This window comes from Rahnella sp. AA, from assembly GCF_002834385.1.
In the GTDB taxonomy this organism is placed as follows: Bacteria; Pseudomonadota; Gammaproteobacteria; order Enterobacterales; family Enterobacteriaceae; genus Rahnella.
Map to the genome: position 1 here is coordinate 611,076 of NZ_PITQ01000002.1, position 19,715 is coordinate 630,790.

The 19,715-nt window shown below is 50.9% G+C and carries 16 protein-coding genes and 1 riboswitch; of the genes, 12 read left to right on the forward strand and 4 right to left on the reverse strand.

All coding sequences use genetic code 11. The features are described from left to right. Nucleotides 1-319 precede the first annotated feature (319 nt). The 6 genes from yegS (at nt 320) to CWS43_RS07620 (ending at nt 7,877) form a co-directional block, all read left to right on the forward strand. Nucleotides 320-1,216 (forward strand): lipid kinase YegS, encoded by an 897-nt coding sequence (yegS, locus tag CWS43_RS07595; protein ID WP_101076295.1) that lies wholly within the window; start codon nt 320-322, stop codon nt 1,214-1,216. A gap of 246 nt (nt 1,217-1,462) precedes the next feature. Then, nucleotides 1,463-3,025, forward strand: coding sequence for an MFS transporter (locus CWS43_RS07600; protein WP_101076296.1), 1,563 nt, complete (start codon nt 1,463-1,465; stop codon nt 3,023-3,025). Beyond that, the gene (yiaK, locus tag CWS43_RS07605) at nt 3,012-4,025 is read left to right on the forward strand and encodes a 3-dehydro-L-gulonate 2-dehydrogenase (RefSeq protein WP_101076297.1); all 1,014 of its coding nucleotides are present in this window, start codon (nt 3,012-3,014) and stop codon (nt 4,023-4,025) included. The genes CWS43_RS07600 and yiaK overlap by 14 nt, the downstream gene beginning before the upstream one ends. 194 nt (nt 4,026-4,219) lie before the next feature. Next, a complete protein-coding gene (gene rspA / locus CWS43_RS07610) occupies nt 4,220-5,434 on the forward strand; it encodes a starvation-sensing protein RspA (RefSeq protein WP_101076298.1) in 1,215 nt (404 codons plus the stop codon). A gap of 11 nt (nt 5,435-5,445) precedes the next feature. After that, nucleotides 5,446-6,459, forward strand: a complete 1,014-nt coding sequence (locus CWS43_RS07615) for a Zn-dependent oxidoreductase (protein WP_101076299.1) — start codon at nt 5,446-5,448, stop codon at nt 6,457-6,459. A 128-nt stretch (nt 6,460-6,587) separates the two neighbouring features. Further along, nucleotides 6,588-7,877 carry an MFS transporter gene (locus CWS43_RS07620; RefSeq protein ID WP_101076300.1) on the forward strand — a complete coding sequence of 430 codons (1,290 nt, stop codon included), beginning with the start codon at nt 6,588-6,590 and terminating at the stop codon, nt 7,875-7,877. Nucleotides 7,878-7,950: 73 nt separating this feature from the next. Here CWS43_RS07620 and CWS43_RS07625 read toward each other — a convergent pair whose 3' ends face one another. Together CWS43_RS07625 and CWS43_RS07630 are read right to left on the reverse strand one after the other, a co-directional pair. Continuing rightward, entirely contained in the window at nt 7,951-9,927 is a 1,977-nt protein-coding gene (locus tag CWS43_RS07625; protein ID WP_101076301.1) for a glycoside hydrolase family 127 protein, read from the reverse strand. Between the two features lie 28 nt (nt 9,928-9,955). Beyond that, nucleotides 9,956-11,365, reverse strand: a complete 1,410-nt coding sequence (locus CWS43_RS07630) for an MFS transporter (RefSeq protein WP_101076302.1) — start codon at nt 11,363-11,365, stop codon at nt 9,956-9,958. Nucleotides 11,366-11,645: 280 nt separating this feature from the next. On the opposite strand from CWS43_RS07630, the gene CWS43_RS07635 reads away from it, so the two are divergent. The 3 genes from CWS43_RS07635 to CWS43_RS07645 all read left to right on the forward strand — a co-directional run bounded on the left by CWS43_RS07635 (nt 11,646) and on the right by CWS43_RS07645 (nt 14,209). Beyond that, nucleotides 11,646-12,473, forward strand: coding sequence for an AraC family transcriptional regulator (locus CWS43_RS07635; protein WP_101076303.1), 828 nt, complete (start codon nt 11,646-11,648; stop codon nt 12,471-12,473). An 81-nt stretch (nt 12,474-12,554) separates the two neighbouring features. After that, nucleotides 12,555-13,241, forward strand: coding sequence for a GntR family transcriptional regulator (locus tag CWS43_RS07640; protein WP_101076304.1), 687 nt, complete (start codon nt 12,555-12,557; stop codon nt 13,239-13,241). Between the two features lie 119 nt (nt 13,242-13,360). Further along, nucleotides 13,361-14,209 carry a hypothetical protein gene (locus CWS43_RS07645; RefSeq protein WP_101076305.1) on the forward strand — a complete coding sequence of 283 codons (849 nt, stop codon included), beginning with the start codon at nt 13,361-13,363 and terminating at the stop codon, nt 14,207-14,209. 7 nt (nt 14,210-14,216) lie between these two features. Here CWS43_RS07645 and thiD read toward each other — a convergent pair whose 3' ends face one another. Both thiD and thiM read right to left on the reverse strand, forming a co-directional pair. After that, the gene (thiD, locus tag CWS43_RS07650) at nt 14,217-15,017 is read right to left on the reverse strand and encodes a bifunctional hydroxymethylpyrimidine kinase/phosphomethylpyrimidine kinase (protein WP_101076306.1); all 801 of its coding nucleotides are present in this window, start codon (nt 15,015-15,017) and stop codon (nt 14,217-14,219) included. After that, complete coding sequence (gene thiM, locus CWS43_RS07655; RefSeq protein WP_101076307.1) at nt 15,017-15,823, reverse strand: hydroxyethylthiazole kinase; 807 nt, start codon at nt 15,821-15,823, stop codon at nt 15,017-15,019. The genes thiD and thiM overlap by 1 nt, the downstream gene beginning before the upstream one ends. A 37-nt stretch (nt 15,824-15,860) precedes the next feature. Further along, nucleotides 15,861-15,959, reverse strand: a riboswitch (TPP riboswitch). Between the two features lie 183 nt (nt 15,960-16,142). On the opposite strand from thiM, the gene CWS43_RS07660 reads away from it, so the two are divergent. From CWS43_RS07660 to CWS43_RS07670, 3 genes are all read left to right on the forward strand, one after another. Further along, nucleotides 16,143-17,165 carry an iron-containing redox enzyme family protein gene (locus tag CWS43_RS07660; RefSeq protein WP_101076308.1) on the forward strand — a complete coding sequence of 341 codons (1,023 nt, stop codon included), beginning with the start codon at nt 16,143-16,145 and terminating at the stop codon, nt 17,163-17,165. Between the two features lie 56 nt (nt 17,166-17,221). After that, the gene (locus CWS43_RS07665; RefSeq protein WP_101076309.1) at nt 17,222-18,109 is read left to right on the forward strand and encodes a DMT family transporter; all 888 of its coding nucleotides are present in this window, start codon (nt 17,222-17,224) and stop codon (nt 18,107-18,109) included. 506 nt (nt 18,110-18,615) lie between these two features. Beyond that, nucleotides 18,616-19,692: an alpha/beta fold hydrolase gene (locus tag CWS43_RS07670; protein ID WP_101076310.1), complete on the forward strand. Its 1,077-nt coding sequence runs from the start codon at nt 18,616-18,618 to the stop codon at nt 19,690-19,692. Nucleotides 19,693-19,715 lie beyond the last annotated feature (23 nt).

The window sequence follows — 19,715 nt, forward strand, 5'->3', positions numbered from 1 at the left end:
CTAATATGCATTCGCAATTTACTTCGAATGCAAAATAAAGCACCGGACTACACTAGGAACCACCTCCTTGGCCAGCTCAATCTCCCTTGAGCTGGCTTTTCTTTTTGTATAAAACGCCTTTCGTTTTTCCTGTTATTGAGAAGAATAACGTTTCCTCTTCCCTTCAATTTAATAAAACCTCATCAGAGAAATACGTCATTTTTGAATAAATTTAACGGTAATTATTTAACAGGCGATTAAATTATTAAGTGATTAATCCGATAGTCAAATACGGTTGTTATCATCTATTGTTAAAGTCTATGAATGATAAGGAGATGATATGACGGACACGGGCGCTGCACTGCTGATCTTAAACGGAAAAGGTGCAGGGAATGAAGAACTGCGGGAAGCCGTCGGCGCGCTGCGGGATGAAGGCGTGAAACTCGGCGTGCGCGTCACCTGGGAACACGGAGACGCCGCGCGCTATGTGGCAGAAGCCGTAGAGTTGGGCTGCGAGACGGTGATTGCCGGTGGCGGCGATGGCACGGTCAACGAAGTCGCCGGTGCGCTGGCGCAACTCGAAGGGAAACGCCCGGTACTGGGCATTGTACCGCTGGGAACGGCGAATGATTTTGCCACAGCCGGCAATATTCCTCTTGCGCCGGAGCAGGCCTTACAGCTGGCGGTGAAAGGTCGCGTCGTGGATATCGATCTGGCGAAAGTAAACGATCAGCACTTCTTCATTAATATGGCGACCGGCGGATTTGGCACGCGGATCACCACCGAAACGCCGGAAAAACTGAAAGCCGCACTCGGCGGGGTTTCCTATTTTATCCACGGACTTTTGCGCCTTGATACGCTGAAAGCGGACAGCTGTGAAATCACAGGGCCGGATTTTAGCTGGCAGGGTGACGCGCTGGTTATCGGTATAGGCAATGGCCGTCAGGCCGGCGGCGGGCAGCAAATTTGCCCGGATGCGCTGATTAACGACGGATTATTGCAGTTGCGTTTGCTGACCTCCGAAGAACTGCTGCCTTCTTTCCTGCGCAGCCTGATCAACAACGAAGAGAACAAGAACATCGTTTCCGCCAGCCTGCCGTGGCTGGAAATCAACGCGCCGCACGATATGACATTCAATCTCGACGGCGAGCCGCTGACCGGAAAACAGTTCCGCATTGACGTTCTCCCTAACGCGATTCAGTGCCGTTTACCACCAAACTGCGAATTACTCGGCTAATCCCCTGCCCTTCTCCTGTCCTGCCTGTTCATTCTCTGTACTGTGATCTGCTTTGCAGTACAGGAGTGTTCTGCCTTTGTTTTTGTGATCCCTGCTGATAAAACGGCATAAGCATACTTGTATGGTAGCAAGGTGTTATCTAATTTTACTTTGCCGATGTCACTGAGTAATTCGCCAGAGGTATTTATATCTCCGTGAGTTTCCGTGGGCTAAACCCTTATTTATACCCGTCAAGTTGGGGACATTATGATTAACCATCATAAAGAAAGACCGATATCGGTAAAAAATATGCTGGCCTACGGCGGAGGAGATTTCTTCGGCGGCGGTTGTTTTGCAGTATTAGGTTTATGGATTATGTTTTTCTATACCACCTACGCCGGATTAAGCCCGGCTGAGGCCGGTGCCGTTATTGCTTCCGCCCGTTTACTGGATGCATTTTTCGATCCGCTGATGGGATATGTCACCGATAATTTTTACCGCAACCCGCTGGGTAAAAAGTATGGCCGGCGTGGGTTTTTCTTCTTATTTGGTGCCCCGCTGATTATGGTGACCTACATTATTATGTGGGTCAGCGGCATGGGATTCTGGTATTACCTGCTGACGTATATTTTATTTTACGCCGCTTATACTCTGGCGATTGTGCCTTATGAAACACTGGCGGCTGAAATGACCTCCAGTTTTAAAATGCGCACCAAACTCACCGGCGTCAGAATGTTCTTTTCAACCGGCGCTGCGATATTAGCCGCCTGGCTTCCGGGACGTATTATTGCGTATCTCGGGGAAGATTCGTCTTCATCATTTCTGATTATGGGCGTGATATTTGGCGTGCTGTTCGCCGTGGTGATCCTGCTGCTCTACTTCTACACCTGGGAACGTCCTATCCCCGTTGATGTGGCCACGCCGAAATTGTCTTTTCGCCGTGACATGAAGCACCTGTTTAAATCCCTGGTTTCGACCATGAAAGTGCGGACATTCCGCCAGCACGTCGGGATGTATCTGGGCGGCTACGTCGCGCTGGATGTCCTCGGGGCAGTCCTTGCTTACTACATTATTTTTGTCCTCGGGCAAAACGCCGTGACAGCGTCTAATGCCATGACGCTCATGACGCTGATTCAGTTTGTCTGCGTGGCCTTATTTATTTTCCTGTGTATGAAATTAGGCAATGGCGCATCGTATCGCATAGCACAACTTTTTATGCTGGCGAGCGTCGGGTTATTTTTATCCATTCATCTGCTGCAACTGCCTTTTAATATGGCGCTGATTTACCTCTCCGTTATTTTAATGGGCGTGGGACGTTCCGGGACCAGTTATGTCTGCTGGAATATCTACAGCTTTATTCCTGATGTCGATGAAATGCTGACCGGAAAGCGCCGCGAAGGTATTTTCGCTGGCGTGATGACATTTGTGCGCAAAGCCGTTCAGGCCGTAGCGTTATTTACCGTAGGCCTGTTATTGCAACATTATGGTTTTACGCCGAAAAGCGCAACACAGCCCACGGAAGCGGTATACGGAATTACGCTGGTATTTGGCGCAGGCTCGGTCGTTTTCCTGCTGATTGGCCTTTACAGCTCCATGAAGTTTCGCCTTACCCGCCATAACCATTCCCTGCTGGTCAATGAAATTGAACGCCTGAAAGCCGGTGGCAGTAAATATGATGTGACGCCGGAAACACGTTTAATCGCCGAACAACTGACCGGCTGGCCTTACGAAAAATGTTGGGGCGATAACAATATTCTTAGTCAGACAGAAGAATATTCCCCGCTGACCTCACCTGAACTTTCCACCGGAGCCGACAATGCAAAGAATTGAATTCAGCCTTATGCAACAGACAATCCAACGCGCCTTGCAAAAAGCTGGCCTTGATGACGAAAGTGCGCGGATTTGCGCACGGATCCATACAGAATCCAGCTGTGACGGCATTTCATCCCACGGTCTTAACCGGGTGGCGCGCTTTGTTGATTATGTCCGTAAGGGCTGGGTTAATATTCACGCTAAACCCGAGCTGGAAAAATCACTCGGCGCCATCGCCATTTACAACGGCAACCGGGGCATCGGCATCACTAACGCACTGTTTGCCGTCGGCAAAGCGATGGAAATGGCAAAAGAACAGGGCGTGGGAATTGTGGCACTGAAAAACAGCAGCCACTGGATGCGTGGCGGCAGTTATGGCTGGTACGCCGCAGAACGTGGCATGGCCGCAATTTGCTGGACCAATACAGAATCCTGCATGCCCGCCTGGGGCGGTAAAAATACCCGCATCGGCAATAACCCGTTTGTCATGGCCGTTCCCAGAGCCAAAGGCCCGATTGTGCTGGACATGGCGATGTCACAGTATTCTTACGGCAAGCTGCAGGTCACACGGCTTAAAAATGAAAAACTCCCCTTCCCCGGCGGCTACGATAAAGACGGGCATCTGACCGATGAACCCGGCCCGATTGAGGCTTCCATGCGTATTTTACCCACCGGTTACTGGAAAGGCTCAGGACTGGCAATCGTGCTCGACGCCATGGCGGCACTGTTATCCGCCGGCTCGCCGACCCATGAAATCGACAAAATTGGCGAAGGCAGCTGTACCGGTGCCAGCCAGATTTTTATGGTTTTTGATCCTTCACAGCTGGGCGGGGCTGAATTCACAAACCGCATGGCCGATGGCGTCGCAGAGTATGTCAACCAGTCAGAACCTGCTGAAAACAGCCGGGATGTCCGTTATCCGGGGCAAACGGCAGCACTCAATCGTCAGGAAAACCTGCGCCTTGGCATACCGGCAGATGAGGCGGTATGGGATGAAGTGATGCAGCTGGCGGAATGATTCACTCCCTACTGGCCGGTTGATTAGCGCCTGTCAATGACAGGCGTTTTCTTTTGGATCGGCGAAACTCCCCCCGAAGAAAGTGTGATCGTCTCCGGCAAAAAATGATCAACATACTTGTATGGTAGTATCAATTAGTCGTATTTATAACCAAAGAAAATGCATCCTACTTTTACTGCAAAAGGTCGTAACCGATGAAAATCGTGAATGCTGAAGTTTTTGTCACCTGCCCGGGACGCAACTTTGTTACGTTGAAGATCACTACTGACAGCGGGCTGACCGGTATCGGTGACGCTACGCTCAATGGCCGCGAACTGCCGGTCGCGTCTTATCTTAAAGACCACGTCTGCCCGCAGCTTATCGGGCGCGACGCACACCAGATTGAAGACATCTGGCAGTTCTTCTACAAAGGCGCGTACTGGCGTCGTGGCCCGGTCACCATGTCTGCCATCTCTGCGGTCGATATGGCGCTGTGGGATATCAAAGCGAAAGCCGCCAATATGCCGTTGTATCAGTTGCTCGGCGGCGCGTCGCGCACCGGCGTAATGGTTTACTGTCACACCACCGGCCATTCCATTGACGAAGTGCTCGATGATTACGCCAGACATAAAGAGTTAGGTTTCAAGGCGATTCGCGCCCAGTGCGGCGTGCCTGGCATGAAAACCACTTACGGCATGGCGAAAGGTAAAGGTCTTGCCTATGAGCCTGCGACCAAAGGCAACTGGCCGGAAGAACAGCTGTGGTCCACGGAAAAATACCTCGATTTCACACCAAAACTCTTTGAAGCCGTGCGCAATAAATTCGGTTTTGACGAACATCTGCTGCACGACATGCATCACCGCCTGACGCCCATCGAAGCGGCGCGTTTTGGCAAGAGCATCGAAGAATATCGCCTGTTCTGGATGGAAGACCCGACACCGGCTGAGAACCAGGAATGTTTCCGCCTGATCCGCCAGCACACGGTCACGCCAATCGCCGTCGGCGAAGTCTTCAACAGTATCTGGGATTGCAAACAGCTTATCGAAGAACAGCTGATCGACTATATCCGCACCACGCTGACCCACGCGGGCGGCATCACCGGGATGCGCCGCATCGCCGATTTTGCGTCGCTTTATCAGGTTCGCACCGGCTCACACGGCCCGTCAGATCTCTCTCCAGTCTGCATGGCGGCCGCCCTGCACTTCGATTTGTGGGTACCGAACTTTGGCGTGCAGGAATACATGGGCTATTCCGAACAGATGCTGGAAGTGTTCCCGCATAACTGGACCTTCGACAACGGCTATATGCACCCTGGTGATAAACCTGGCCTGGGCATAGAGTTTGACGAAAAACTCGCCGCGAAATATCCGTACGAACCGGCCTATCTGCCGGTGGCCCGTCTGGAAGACGGTACTTTGTGGAACTGGTAAGGGAACAAATAATGAACAGCGTCGTTATACAAGAACCCGGGAAATTAGTCATCGAGCAACGTGCTTTGCCGGTACCTGCCGCCGGCGAGGTACGAGTTCGGGTAAGTTATGCGGGCATCTGCGGTTCAGATGTTCATATCTACCACGGTCACAACCCGTTTGCGAAATACCCACGGGTGATTGGCCATGAATTCTTTGGCCACATCGACAGCGTCGGCGAAGGTGTGGACACGGCACGCATCGGTGAACGTGTGGTCATCGATCCGGTGGTCAGTTGCGGGCACTGTTATCCATGCTCTATTGGCAGGCCGAACGTATGCACGAAATTGCAGGTGATCGGTGTCCACCGTGACGGAGGGTTCAGCGACTACGCGTGCGCCCCGGCGAAAAATGCCTATGCGGTGCCCGCTGCCATTCCAGACAAACTCGCCAGCATGGTCGAGCCGTTTACTATCGCAGCCAATATCACCGCTTTTTTAAAACCGACACCTCAGGACACTGCGCTGGTTTACGGCGCAGGCCCGATGGGGCTGACGGTGATCCAGGTACTGAAAGGCGTGTATGGCGTGAAGCAGGTGATCGTCGCGGATCGCATTGAAGAACGTCTGCATATGGCACTCGACAGCGGTGCCGACTGGACCATCAACAATGCTGAACGCAGTGTGGCAGATGTGCTGACCGCGGAGGGGGTACTCCCGACGCTGATCGTTGATGCAGCCTGTCATCCGGCGATTTTGCAAGAAGCCATTTTGCTGGCCTCACCGGCCGCACGTATCGGCATGATGGGCTTCTCGGGCGAACCGAGTTCCCTCACGCAGCAAAGTATTACCAGCAAAGAGATTTCACTGTTCTCATCACGCCTCAACAGCCACCGCTTCCCGCAGGTGATTGAGTGGATGGAACAAGGGAAGATCGCACCCGAAAAATTAGTGACGCACTGGATGCCCGCCAGTGAAGTAGAGGCCGCACTGACGCTGTTTGAGAAAGATCAGCGATCCTGCTGCAAAGTTCTGCTGACGTTCTGAAGACCGTTTTTATTTTAATTGTTTGAAACAGCGGGAGGGTTTTTTAATCCTCCCGCAAACCGTACCTCATATTCTACCTACAAAGAACGCAACACTATTAAAACGACACCAAGTGGAGCACCTTACCTATGTTTAAGAACCTACGCTGGATCATCGTATTCCTGCTGTTCCTGGTTTACATGATCAACTATCTCGACCGTGTGGCACTGTCTATTACGGTACCGATGATAGAAAAAGAGCTGACCATTAATCCTGAACAGTTCGGGATAATATTCGGCAGTTTCTTCTTTGGTTATGCCATATTCAATTTCATCGGCGGTCTGGCCGTCGATAAATTCGGGCCAACGGTGGTGATGGGATTAGCCGTCGGGCTGTGGTCTGTATTTTGCGGTATGACCGCCATCGCCACTGGCTTTTATTCCATGCTGATCCTGCGGGTATTATTCGGCATGGCCGAAGGCCCGATATGCGCATCCGCCAATAAGATGATCAATGGCTGGTTTCCGAAGAAAAAAGCGGCCACCGCGATGGGGCTGCTTAGTGCCGGCTCACCGCTCGGCGGCGCGGTCGCCGGGCCAATCGTCGGATATCTGGCCCTGTCTTTTGGCTGGCGCCCGGCCTTTATGGTGATTGCTGCCATCGGGATTGTCTGGATGGCAGTCTGGTTCTTTACCGTGGCGGATAACCCGCTGAAAAGTAAACGCGTCTCGCCGGAAGAATTACGTTTAGTCGATGAGATGAAGAATGAAAATATCAGCGAAGAAGACGATCTGGCGCACGCCGCGCATGGGCTGGGATATTATTTACGTCAGCCGATTATTCTTGTCACGGCATTCGCCTTCTTCTGCTACAACTATATTTTGTTCTTCTTCCTCAGCTGGTTCCCTTCTTATCTGGTTCAGGCTCACGGTCTGAATATTAAAGAAATGAGCCTGACCACCGTTATTCCGTGGATTGTCGGGTTCGTTGGTCTGGCACTGGGCGGTTATATCTCCGATAAAATTTTCAATATTACCGGCCGTTTATTACTGTCGCGCAAAATTATTCTGGTCTTCAGCCTGTCTGCCGCGGCCATTTGCGTCGCGCTGGCCGGTATCGTCACCAGCGTGGTTCCGGCCGTGGTACTGATGTCTGTTTCTATTTTCTTCCTGTATACCACCGGCGCAATTTACTGGGCGATTATTCAGGACGTCGTACATAAATCCCGCGTTGGCGGCACCAGCGGTTTTATCCATCTGGTCGGCAGCGTATCAGGCATCGTCGGGCCGGTTGTTACAGGCTTCATTGTGCAAAACACCGGCCATTTCGACAGCGCCTTTATTCTGGCAGGCGGCGTTGCCGCACTCGGCGCGATTCTGGTGTTCTTTGTCATTAAAGCCCCAAAGCATTCCGCAAAGATAAAACTGTCCCATAGCTGATCCCATGATTTAACTCAGCCCAAAAGCCCTCGCCTCTTCCGGAGTGAGGGCTTTTGATAAGCGTTATCCTGCCTTAAATTTCATCCACCCAGACACGCATCTCCCCTTCTCCCCGGTTAGCCCACGTAAAGTACGGCACAAACGTCATGGTCTGTGGCGCGGTCTCTTCAGCAGCCGGATTGAAACGGTAAAGCGGTTGCTGCTCAGCGTGATTTGAGGTGCGTCGTTCTCCCTGCGTTTGCAGCAGCGTTTTACCGGCAAATATTCCGCTGCCCGCAATCAGGCGGAACTGCGCGTCCTGTGGCAAACGTATGTTATGTAATTCGCTGCCGTTGTCGGCCTGTTCGAGGCAGTACACCAGCGGACCGCGCTGTATTGCGACTTTCCCGGCAACATGCCGCAACAGGGCATTGCCTTTCACCCGCGTAACCGGCATCGGCAAAGTCAGGTCGATACGATCCCCTTTCTGCCATTCCTGCGTCAGGCGTAAATAGCCACGCTGCGTCAGTCCTTTCAGCTCCAGCGGTTTACCGTTAAGCGTCACTTGCGGGCTGGCGCACCAGTCAGGCAAACGCAGCGCCAGCGTAGCCTCCAGAGGCGCATCAGTGTCCACTTCAATCAACACATTTTCAGCCCACGGATAGCCACCGGATTGTTTCAGTCGCAGCGGTTTTCCCCCAATCGTCGCCTCAACGTCGCTGCCGATATACAAATTGATATCCACGCCTTCCGGGCGTTGGGTATAAATGTAATGGCCGAGTGATGCCAGCAGCCGCGCGATATTGGGCGGGCAGCAGGCGCAGCCAAACCAGCGCTGCCGGACCGGTTTTACATGGTCATAAATATGGTTAAACGGGATACTTTTCGGATGCACTTCCAGCGGATTGACGTAGAAGAAATGTTTGCCATCGAGCGCCATCCCGGCCAGCACGGTATTGTAGAGCGCACGCTCCATGACATCGCCGTAACGGCTGTCGGCGTCGAGCTGCAACATGCGGTTGGCAAACATCATCAGGCCAATCGACGCGCAGGTTTCGGTATAGGCCGTATCGTTAGGCAAATCATAATCCGACGAAAACGCCTCGCCGCTGCTTTGTGAACCAATCGAACCGGTGATGTACATCTGCCGCTGGGTCATGTTCTCCCATAAGCGCTGGCAGACTTCGCGCTTCTCCTGATCCTGGCTCAGCCGTGCCAGATGCGCGACACCCGCGTACAGATAGACAAAACGTACTGCGTGCCCGATAGCCGTCGTCTGCAACGCTATCGGCAGATGCGCCTGGCTGTAGGCTTTATCTTTCACCATCCACGCCGGACCGTAGGTATTCCAGTGCGAGGTTTTGCCACGCTTTGCATATTCAATATCGTAGAAATGTGGCTGTGCCCCACGCTGTTCGACAAAATAACGCGTGAGATCGAGATAGCGTGTTTCGCCGGTTTCTTCGTATAAACGCATCAGCGCCAGCTCGATTTCCGGATGACCGGGATAGCCATGTAATTGCTTTTCACCCGGCCCGAAAACGTCACCAATATGGTCGGCAAGCTTACACACGATCTCCAGCAGACGCGTTTTGCCGGTCGCCTGGGCGTAAGCCACGCCCGCTTCGATCAGATGCCCGGCGCAATAAAGCTCGTGGCATTCCGCCAGATTTGTCCAGCGCTGCTGTGGTTCCTTGACCGTGAAATAGGTATTCAGATAACCGTCCGGCTGCTGAACGGTACCGACCAGTTCGATGACACGGTCAGCGGTTTCTTCCAGCGCCGGGTCCGGCGTTTTCGCCAGTAAATAGCCCACGGCCTCCAGCCATTTAGCGACGTCACTGTCCTGAAAAACCATCCCGTAAAATTCGCCGTCGCTCTGCCCGGCGGCGATACGGAAATTCTCAATGGCGTGACTCGGCTCAGCGTCAGCCACTTCATCATTGAGCGCCTTCCACTGATAGGGCACCACAACATCTTTTACCAGACGCTGATACTCAAGCCAAAAAGCGTCCGAAACATTCACTTTCTGCAATGGCACTTCTAAAGAATCAACCGGAGAAAACGGCATACAACCTCCTGAAATTATTGTCGTAAAATTAAACTCTGGCGGCCAGATCTCCCGACATCCGTGAGAGAAGCTTGTTATCGAGTTTGCAGAACATCAGTGTGCCCGCCAGCAGCAAGTGCATCGCCGCAGGCAACAACGTTTCCAGCAAAGTTATCCCGCCCAACGATGCGGCAGTCTGGTGCTCTGCGCCAGCCTGATAAGACACCAGAATGAAGACCAAGCTGATGATCCCGGCGCTCGATGCCCATGCCAGTTTGATAAAGAACAGATTGAAGGCGAAGTTCATACCGGAAGAACGGATGCCGTTTTTCCAGTGACCGTAATCATCGGCGAAGGCCATAATGGAAAAGTGCAGCGGCAGTGTGAAACCGAGGATCACGCAGTGCACAAAGATGATGCCCAGCCAAAGTGTTTGATATTGCTCCCCCGCCGGAACAAACCACAGCAATAAGGAAAATACCGCCAGTACCAGATTAGTGATCATGTACAGGCGCACGCTGTCGATAAATTTTGTCAGCTGATTGACGATAACCGCACCGAGGATCGACGCCAGCGTCACCATACCGAAGAACATCGAGGCGTAACCCGCGCCGCCTTTCAGCACATAGGTGATGAAATACATGTAGCCGCCACCGCGCAGGTTAAACACGTTGATCAGCAGGAAAGACATCAGCAGCACCAGCAAAAGCTGGTCATTTTTCAGCATTCCGCGAATGTGCTCGCGGACGCTGAATTGTCCGAGCAGCGCCAGCGGCAGACGTTCCCGCACGCTGAAGAAACACCATAAAAACATCACTACTGCAATCGCACACAGCAGCCCGACGCCCTGCTGATAACCCACCGCCGCATTGCCTTTTCCCAACACCTGCACCAGCCACGGCAACCCGACCGATACCAGAAAACCGGCCACACCGCATAATACAAAGCGCCAGGACTGGCAGGACATAACCTCGCGGTGATCCGTTGTCATGGTGTTGATGAGTGCACAATACGGCACGTTAATCGCGGTGTAAGAAATGGACAGCAGGAAATAGGTGAAAAACGCGTAGGCAATTTTGGCGTCACCGCTCCATCCCGGTACGCTGAATGTCAGGAAACCCACCACGCCGATGGGTAACGCAATCCACAATTGCCACGGACGAAAACGCCCCCAGCGGCTTTGTGTGCGGTCAGCCAGAACGCCCATCAGGGGATCGGAAATCGCATCGATCACGCGCAGCGAAATAAACAGCGTACCGACAATAGCCGGTGTCAGACCGAAAACATCGGTATAGAAGAACGTCAGAAAACTGCCGATCAGGCAGGTAATTATTGTCCCGCCTGCATCACCTAATCCATAACCAATTTTTTCACTGACAGAAAGTTTGGCATTAGCAGAAATTATTCCGCCCTCGCCTCTTACCGGCGATGAACCGGTATTAACAGAATCTGTTGGCATTTTTTCCTCGCTTTTATATCGTTTTTTATAAGCTGTAGGAACTCGTTAAATAAGGCTAACTATGAACATCAGCCCCTCGAGAAATAAGGTACGTCGTAAATCTGGCACAGGAAAACCACACCAACAAGAGGAGGGAAAAGTAGTTAAACGGGACAATTCCGACTCATACACAGAATCTGTGAAGCAGATCAAAACCTCTTTCCGCACGGCTGGCGCCCAGCACACCTTGTGCTACCTTCAGGCTTTAACCGCCTGAAAGAGTGCTTTACAGAGGCCAGAAATGCTTACGTTTCCAGTAAATTATCCGGTAAAGGTTCAGAATGGCGGGTTGTTTATCTCACGGGGAATGGGCACACATCCGACCCGAAAACTCAGCTCTCATGAGCTGATTTATGTTATCCGTGGCCAGCTTTCATTGCAGGAGGAGAATACCCGTTTTGATTTAAGTGAAGGGGAAAGCTTACTTCTGTTTCCCGGCAGGGAACATAAAGGGATAACGGCGTTTGATCCTGAATTAAAGTTTTACTGGCTGCATTTTGATATTGTAAAAAATCAGGCAACAATTAAACATCAGCAAAATAGTCCCTCTTTACAGCTGAATATTCCACAGCATTGCAAGGTCAGGGACAGTGAAACCCTGTTAACCCTGTTCAGATTATTTTTATATGAGCAGGAGCGCGGCGGCAATTCGTTGGAAATTTTTCTGATTTTGCTTTTACAGGAGGTTTCACGCGCCTGGCCTGATAACGTGCAGCCTGATGGACCGGGTGTGGCGCTGGCTTACAAAGCCCGTCAGCTGATCACCACACAATTTCATTTGCCACTGGGCGCATCGGAACTGGCGGAACGGCTTCATTGTAACGCCGATTATCTCGGACGGGTTTTCCGCCTGACCTTTCAGATGACGCTGACAGAGGCTTTGCATAAACAACGGGTTGCTGGCGCAGAGAAACTGCTGCTGGCTAATACCGGAAACGTGGCCGACGTCGCACGTCTGACGGGATTTAACGATGTGGCCTATTTTCGTCGGGTATTTCGAAAACTGTTGGGTATCACGCCGGCGGCCTATAAAAAACTATATTGCCGCGAGCATATTAACTCTCAATAATTCTTGCGCTAACAATCTCAAAAACATGAGAAAACTCATGTTAGTATTAAGGTTTCCCGACTTTAAAGACGATTTTCGCCCATGGCAGACTCCTTTGAATTTCTCAGTAATGTGCCGGTTAATCAGCAGATTTATCGCACCTTGCGTCAGGATATCGTCACCTGTGCCATCGCACCGGGGGCATTCCTGTCGGAGAAGGAAATTTCCACACGCTTTAATGTTTCGCGCCAGCCGGTCCGCGAAGCCTTCATTAAGCTTGCTGAAGCCGGGCTGGTTCAGGTTTTACCGCAACGCGGCACCTATGTGATGAAGATTTCTTCCCGGCGGGTTGCAGACGGGCGCTTCATTCGTGAGGCGGTCGAAACCGCGGTAGTCCGTCGTGCGGCGATGGTGGCAACACAGAAAGATCTGACACTTCTTGAACATAATCTTGAGCGCCAGACACTGGCGGCTAAAAGCCAGCAAACACAGGAATTCCTGCTGCTCGACGATGAATTTCACCGCACCATCGCGCAAATTATTGACTGCCGCCTGGCGTGGGAAACCGTCGAGCATATTAAGGCGACCATGGATCGCGTTCGTTTCCTGACGCTCAGCAAAGTTTCGCCGCCCGAGAATCTGATTGCACAGCACTATGCCATTTTTGACGGGCTGAAAGCACACGATCCTGATGCCGCTGAAGAAGCCATGCGCATTCATCTGCAGGAAATGATTTCCACCATCACCCCCATTGCCGAGCAAAACAGCGACTGGTTTGATGCAGAATGAATTTCCCGTTCCAAATCCCCCCGCATATCGGGCTTCATGCTAATTTTGCGGGTGATCCCTAAAATTTGTATGACAACTTAGGGTAAGCTGTAAACCACATCAATTTCGTGGATATCGTTATGCCTGCAGCAGCCGCCCTGAAAAAAAGTTATTACAGTGCCGATCAGTCACTGTCCCTCTCTCAGCTCGATGTCGAGAAAATCAGCCAGATCGCGCGCGATCTGGATGTGGCGGAAAGCGAAAAAGAGCATTACGTCACGGGCTGGATGGGTCAGAACAGCGTTGTGCTGGTGAGAAATTATCAGGACAAGCGTGGCACCTCCAGCGGGCTGGTCATGTCCCGTGGCAATCGTTACAAGCTCACCGTCCAGGCGATTACGTTCCGTATCCCCAAACTGCTGCTATGGATAACGTTCCGCCGCACGCCACGGACCATGACGGTCATCGCCTATAACAAGCTGGGTGAACAGGCTACCGGCCTGCAGCAGTTTATGCATATTCAGGAGCCAGAGCTGAAAGAGTCTCTGGAAAATGACTGGCGTGAACTGAATGATTATCTCGGGATGGCCTGCTGGCAGATGGATAACAACCAGCCTTTATGGCGTCAGTTGCATGAGCAAATAACGCCGCAGGCATTATGGACGGTGGCAGAATCCGCCTGGTTCAACGGTAAAAAACTTCAGAAAGACGGCGAATGTGAAGGCCTTTGGTTGCATGAGCAGTTCATCGGACGCCGCAGCGGCGAGCATGCTGCGTTGCTGCTCTCCTGGAAAGATGAAGAGAATCAGGATATCGCCAGTTATCTGTTTGAACGGATTTCAGCGGATAAAATCCGTGTGATGCTTCGCCCGCGTAAAGATACAAAATTCTTTCCGCTAAACCCGTTTGATGCGGTGCATTTGCAGCAGGCACTGGCGAAATTCACGCAAGCAGAAGAGGCGCTGAGCGAAACCCGGCGCCTCGCCTGACCAGCTTTTACCACCAGCGGTGGAAATGATGCACCGGCCCGATGCCGTGGCCAACTTCCAGAGAGTCGGCCTGCATCAGCGCCTGTTGCAAATAGCCTTTAGCTTCCTGCACGGTATCAGCCCAGTTATTGTGGCGCGGGCGCAAAGCCGCCAGCGCCGCCGACAGCGTACAGCCGGTGCCGTGCGTGTGCCGGGTGTTCACGCGTGGCGCGGTAAAACGCTCGCGTGAATCCGCCATAAACAGCCAGTCCGGGCTTTCCTCATTGCTCAGATGGCCGCCCTTCATCAGCACAGCCTCGCATCCCATCGCCAGCAACGCTTCACCCTGTTCACGCATTTCGGTTTCATTCGCCGCCACCGGGCATTCCAATAAAGCCGCCGCTTCAGGCAGATTTGGCGTAATGATCGAAACTCGTGGGATAAGCAAGCGCCGCACGGCGTCTACGGCTTCCGGTAACAGCAGTGGATCGCCACTTTTTGCCAGCATCACGGTATCAAGCACCACAAAAGGAGGCTGATAATATTTCAGCCTTTCGACCACCGCCTCAACAATCTGACTGTTCGCCAGCATGCCGATTTTAGTGCTGTCAATCCTCACGTCGCTGAGCACTGAATCAAGCTGTGCGGCAACGAAATCCGGCAAGATGTTGTAAACGGACTGCACACCCCGGGTATTTTGCGCCACCAGCGCGGTAATCACGCTGGTGCCATACGCGCCAAGCGCCGAGAAAGTTTTCAGATCCGCCTGTATTCCTGCGCCACCACTCGGGTCCGTGCCTGCAATGGTCAGCGCATTAATTCTTTTCATCACATGCTTTCCCCGTTCAGCCACGCTTCGCGCATTAAATACAAATTATCCAGGAATTCCGGCGTGAAGCTGCCCGGCCCTTTCACCACGGCGCACGCACGTTCTCCGGCGCAAGACATCACGCGGCACGCGGCAGCAACGTTATTCAGGCGCTCGCCGGGCAATGCTGTAAACGCGGCGACGACGGCGGATAATGAACAACCGGTACCGACGATGCGGGTCATCATCGGGTGTCCGCCTGGAACCGACCAGCTGCGTTCCCCGTCGGTGACGTAATCCGTTTCACCGGTGACGGCCACTATCGAACCGGTTTCACGCGCCAGTTGCTGCGCGGCTGGCAACGCTGACAGGGAATCATCGCCGCTGTCTACGCCACGGCCGGAAGCACTCAGGCCACTAAGGGCACGGATTTCAGAGGCATTCCCGCGAATAGCGGCTGGCGAAAGTTTGATAAGTTCGAGGCAAAATTCGGTACGCCAGCTCAAACCGCCGACGGCTACGGGATCAAGCACCCAGGGTTTTCCGGACAGGTTCGCCGCATGAATAGCGGCCTGCATTGCATCAGCGTGAGGACGTGTCAGCGTGCCGACATTCACCAGCAAAGCATCAGCAATCGAACTGAACTGCGCGGCTTCGGCAGAGTCAACCACCATTGCCGGTGAAGCACCAAGCGCCAGCAGGACATTTGCCGTAAAGGATTGCACCACGTCGTTGGTCAGGCAATGGACCAGTGGCGCAGAGGCACGAAGTTGTTGCAATGAAGTGGCGGCTAAAGCGCCGGGAAACACGGAAGGTCGGGTATTCATAGTTCTCCCCACCGGCGCGAAAGAAGGCGGTATCGGGAGCAGAGATACCTGACTTCCCTACGCTGGCATAATCCAGATCAGGTAATACGGGTAAAATCTCAGCCCTGCTTTGCAGCGGGCACCCCGAGTCATGAGTAAATATTTTTACTTCGACCAGATTAAGGGAACCTGCAGGCTGGCACAAGCCCGTATCTCTTCCGGAACCGTATTGAAACAGCCCTTTTTGTTAATTTGGCAATGTCTTTATGTGACACATATCACAAATTTCAGCCCCATCATAACCACAAAATAAGTAAGCCTATTAACAAAGGAAAATAGCATGTTTAATCTTCGAAAAATTGAACCCGTTTTTGCCGACGACGATTACGGGTTTACGAAAGCATTACTGGCTTATATTAATGGAGAAAGTGATAGGTTCCCGGAAAAGGAGAAAGTTGATTATATTCTTGAACGCGCTTATCAAAAAAATTCTGTCGCTGATCAGCAAATCATCCAACATACTCTGTTTATTATTTACCAAAGCCTGCTCGCCCACCCTTTATCCGCCCCGGCGGCCCGGCAATATGATAGCAATTTACTTGAGATCAAAGATAAAATTGAATGTTGCTGGCTGGACAATGAATTTTCCGGATTGAGTATTCCACAAGAAGTCGAAAGTTCTGCGCATTATGGCGATTTTTTAAAAACGGTATGGCATAAGCACAGAGCTTCACACCACCCGGTTTTCGAATTTTTGGAAAAAGACGCTTCAGTTGAACAGCTTTATTATTTCTTCAAAAGCGACAGTGCGTTAAACCTGATATTTTTTGATCTGGTCGCCTACACCCTTATTGGTTCACAACCAGAAACGCGTGGAACCATCAGTGAAAACCTGTGGGATGAGATTGGACACGGAGACAATGTTTTTACTCACGTCAATCTCTACAAAGATGTATTAGCCAGACAGGATATTACGCTGCCTGAAAACCATTATGTCGATATGTATGGCGTCGAGGCATTGGCGGGTCACAACGCCTTTATGCTCGGTTCGGTCAACCGTAAGCATTACTACAAATTGCTCGGCGTCATGGCAATGACAGAAGTGCTGGACCCGCCGCAATACGAAAAATTAGTGAACGGGTGCTTACGGTTGGGGCTTATAGACAGAGATGTAAAATATTATACAGAGCATATTACCATCGACATCAAGCACGGCGACGACTGGCTTTACAATGTCATTGACGTCATCGCAGAGAAATACCCGGAAACGCGTAAAGAATTTTATATCGGATGTTTGCTCAGATTACGTACGGCCGAACGTTACTATGATCAACTCATGGGAAAAATGAATACACTAAAATAATCAAAATGGCCCGACAAAAATTGCCGGGCTTTATCTATTCATGAAAGAGGTGATATGTGGCGTATTTATTACTGGCATTAGCAGCAATATTTTGGGGCGGTAATTATGTTGTGGGTCATATATTAGTACAATATGTCGATCCCTATGGATTGAGCCTGATACGTTGGGGCGGAACCACTGTTATTATGCTTGCATTTTACTGGAAAAACTTCCTTCATGATTTCCCCACCCTGCGTAATCACTTAGGCATGAACGCCTTACTCTCTTTTTTAGGCCAGGTCAGTTTCCCTCTCAGTTTATACATCGGATTGCAATATACAACATCACTTAATGCCGCTATTTATATATCCAGCACGCCTTGTCTGGTGCTATTTATTAATCATTTCATTTTCAATGAAAGAATCTCCCTGCGCAATATTACAGGCGTGGTCGCCAGCACAGCAGCCGTGATCTACCTTGCCTTTTCCAATGCAAGAGGTGCAGGCAGCTTACAGACGTTTGGTTGGGGCGATGTGCTGACGATTATTTCCGCGTTGAGTTGGGCTTTTTATTGCGCGTTGTTACGGCTGAAAAATAAAGAAGTGAAAAACACTTCGTTTGTCGCCTTTAGTTCACTGATCGGCACCCTCATTCTGATACCGATGTTTCTATTGCATGCCGCTTTGGCGCAAGATTTCCACGGTGTCATTTACCAGGCCTCGCCACAGGTTATCGTCGGGATCCTCTATTTGATCGTATTCCCTTCATGGCTATCCTACGTCTTCTGGAGCAAAGGCGTTTCGATGATTGGCACCACACGAAGTGAAATCTACACGCATCTGATCCCTGTATCAGGCGGTATCATGGGGATCGTTTTTCTCGGTAATAAGCTTGAGACTTATCACATCATCACCCTGTTGCTCATCATTTTCGGGATTGTATGTTGCTCGGCGAAAAAAAATTAGCGGGACTAAAGCAGATGTACCTGCAACAGCAAATCGGGGTTCAGCAATAAGAAAGTCTTGTTCTTGCCCCATTTATTTAGCGGATACGGGAATAATTTAACTTAGCGAACTGCCCCCCCGGTTTGCTTTATATCACACCATAATTGTACTTATTAACTTTCTTCTTCCCTTAAGGTAAATTCAGGAATTTACTTTGACAAATATCACTACTACATAATACGAGGTTTTCAGCCAACTAAGGCAGCGATATCTGATAAAAAGATATTAATGGAAATTCCGGTCACCCCGGCAGAAAGACTCTTGTTATTCATTTTACTTAAAACGTTAAATCTATTCGGGTGGCAGACCAACATAAGAAAAACTGAATAAATGATATATTCATGAAAGACAAATAAACAGTTTAAAATGCTGTTTTCCATTTATGATATTGATGTTTATTGGGTTTTTTATCAATTAAAACTAATATCTAACTCCCGAAACCTGCACATAACTTAAGAGTCTCTATTATGTTCATTCGCATGATATCAGGGATGGCCTGCGCCATTCTGTTAACCATGTCACCTTTGGTTCAGGCGGCAAGCTCATTTCCGCCCCCGAAAGAGGCCGACTGGGTCGCTAAAGAATTCACCTTTAATAACGGTGAGAAGTTAAATGACCTGCGCATTCATTATTTTACCCTCGGAGATAAAAGCAAACCTGCGGTATTATTACTTCACGGTACTAATCAGCCCGTCAGCGCTTTATTAGCCCAGGGGTTCGGCGGTGAGTTATTCGGCCCCGGACAGGCACTGGATATCAGTAAATATTTTATTATCATCCCGGAAGGTATTGGTTCAGGAAAATCATCAAAACCTTCAGATGGTTTACGTATGGCATTCCCGCATTACGATTATGACGATATGGTTACCGCTCAATATCGTTTAATTAAAGAAGGGCTGGGTATTTCCCATTTACGGCTGGTGATGGGTTATTCCATGGGCGGAATGCAAACCTGGTTATGGGGCGAAAAATACCCGTCAATGATGGACGCGCTGGTTCCGATGGCATCACAGCCCAATGAACTGTCGGGCCGTAACTGGATGATGCGCCGTATGCTGGTCGAATCTATCAAAAACGATCCCGCCTGGGCGGACGGTAACTATCACCAGCAACCCCCGGCACTGAAAACCGCCAACATTATGTTCAGCATTGCTACCACCGGTGGCACGCTGGGCTATCAGCATAAAGCACCCACCCATGCCCTGGCCGATAAGCTGGTTGACGAGCGCCTCGCAGCCCCCGTTACCGCAGATGCCAACGACTTTATTTATATCTGGAACGCTTCCGCTAACTTTAATGCCCTTCCGGCCTTAAGCCACATTACCGCCCCGATGCTGATCATTAATTCTACGGATGACGAACGTAATCCGGTCGAAACAGGGATCCTGAAAGGGGAATTAAACCAGATAAAACAGGCTGAACTGTTCCTCATCCCGGCGAGCGCTGAGACGAGCGGACATGGCACCACGATGTCAGCAAAATTCTACAGTGAAAAGCTGAAATCGTTTTTAGCCCACACCTCTGGCGGGCACGCAAAGAATTAATCTCCATTGCTGACAGGAAGTCA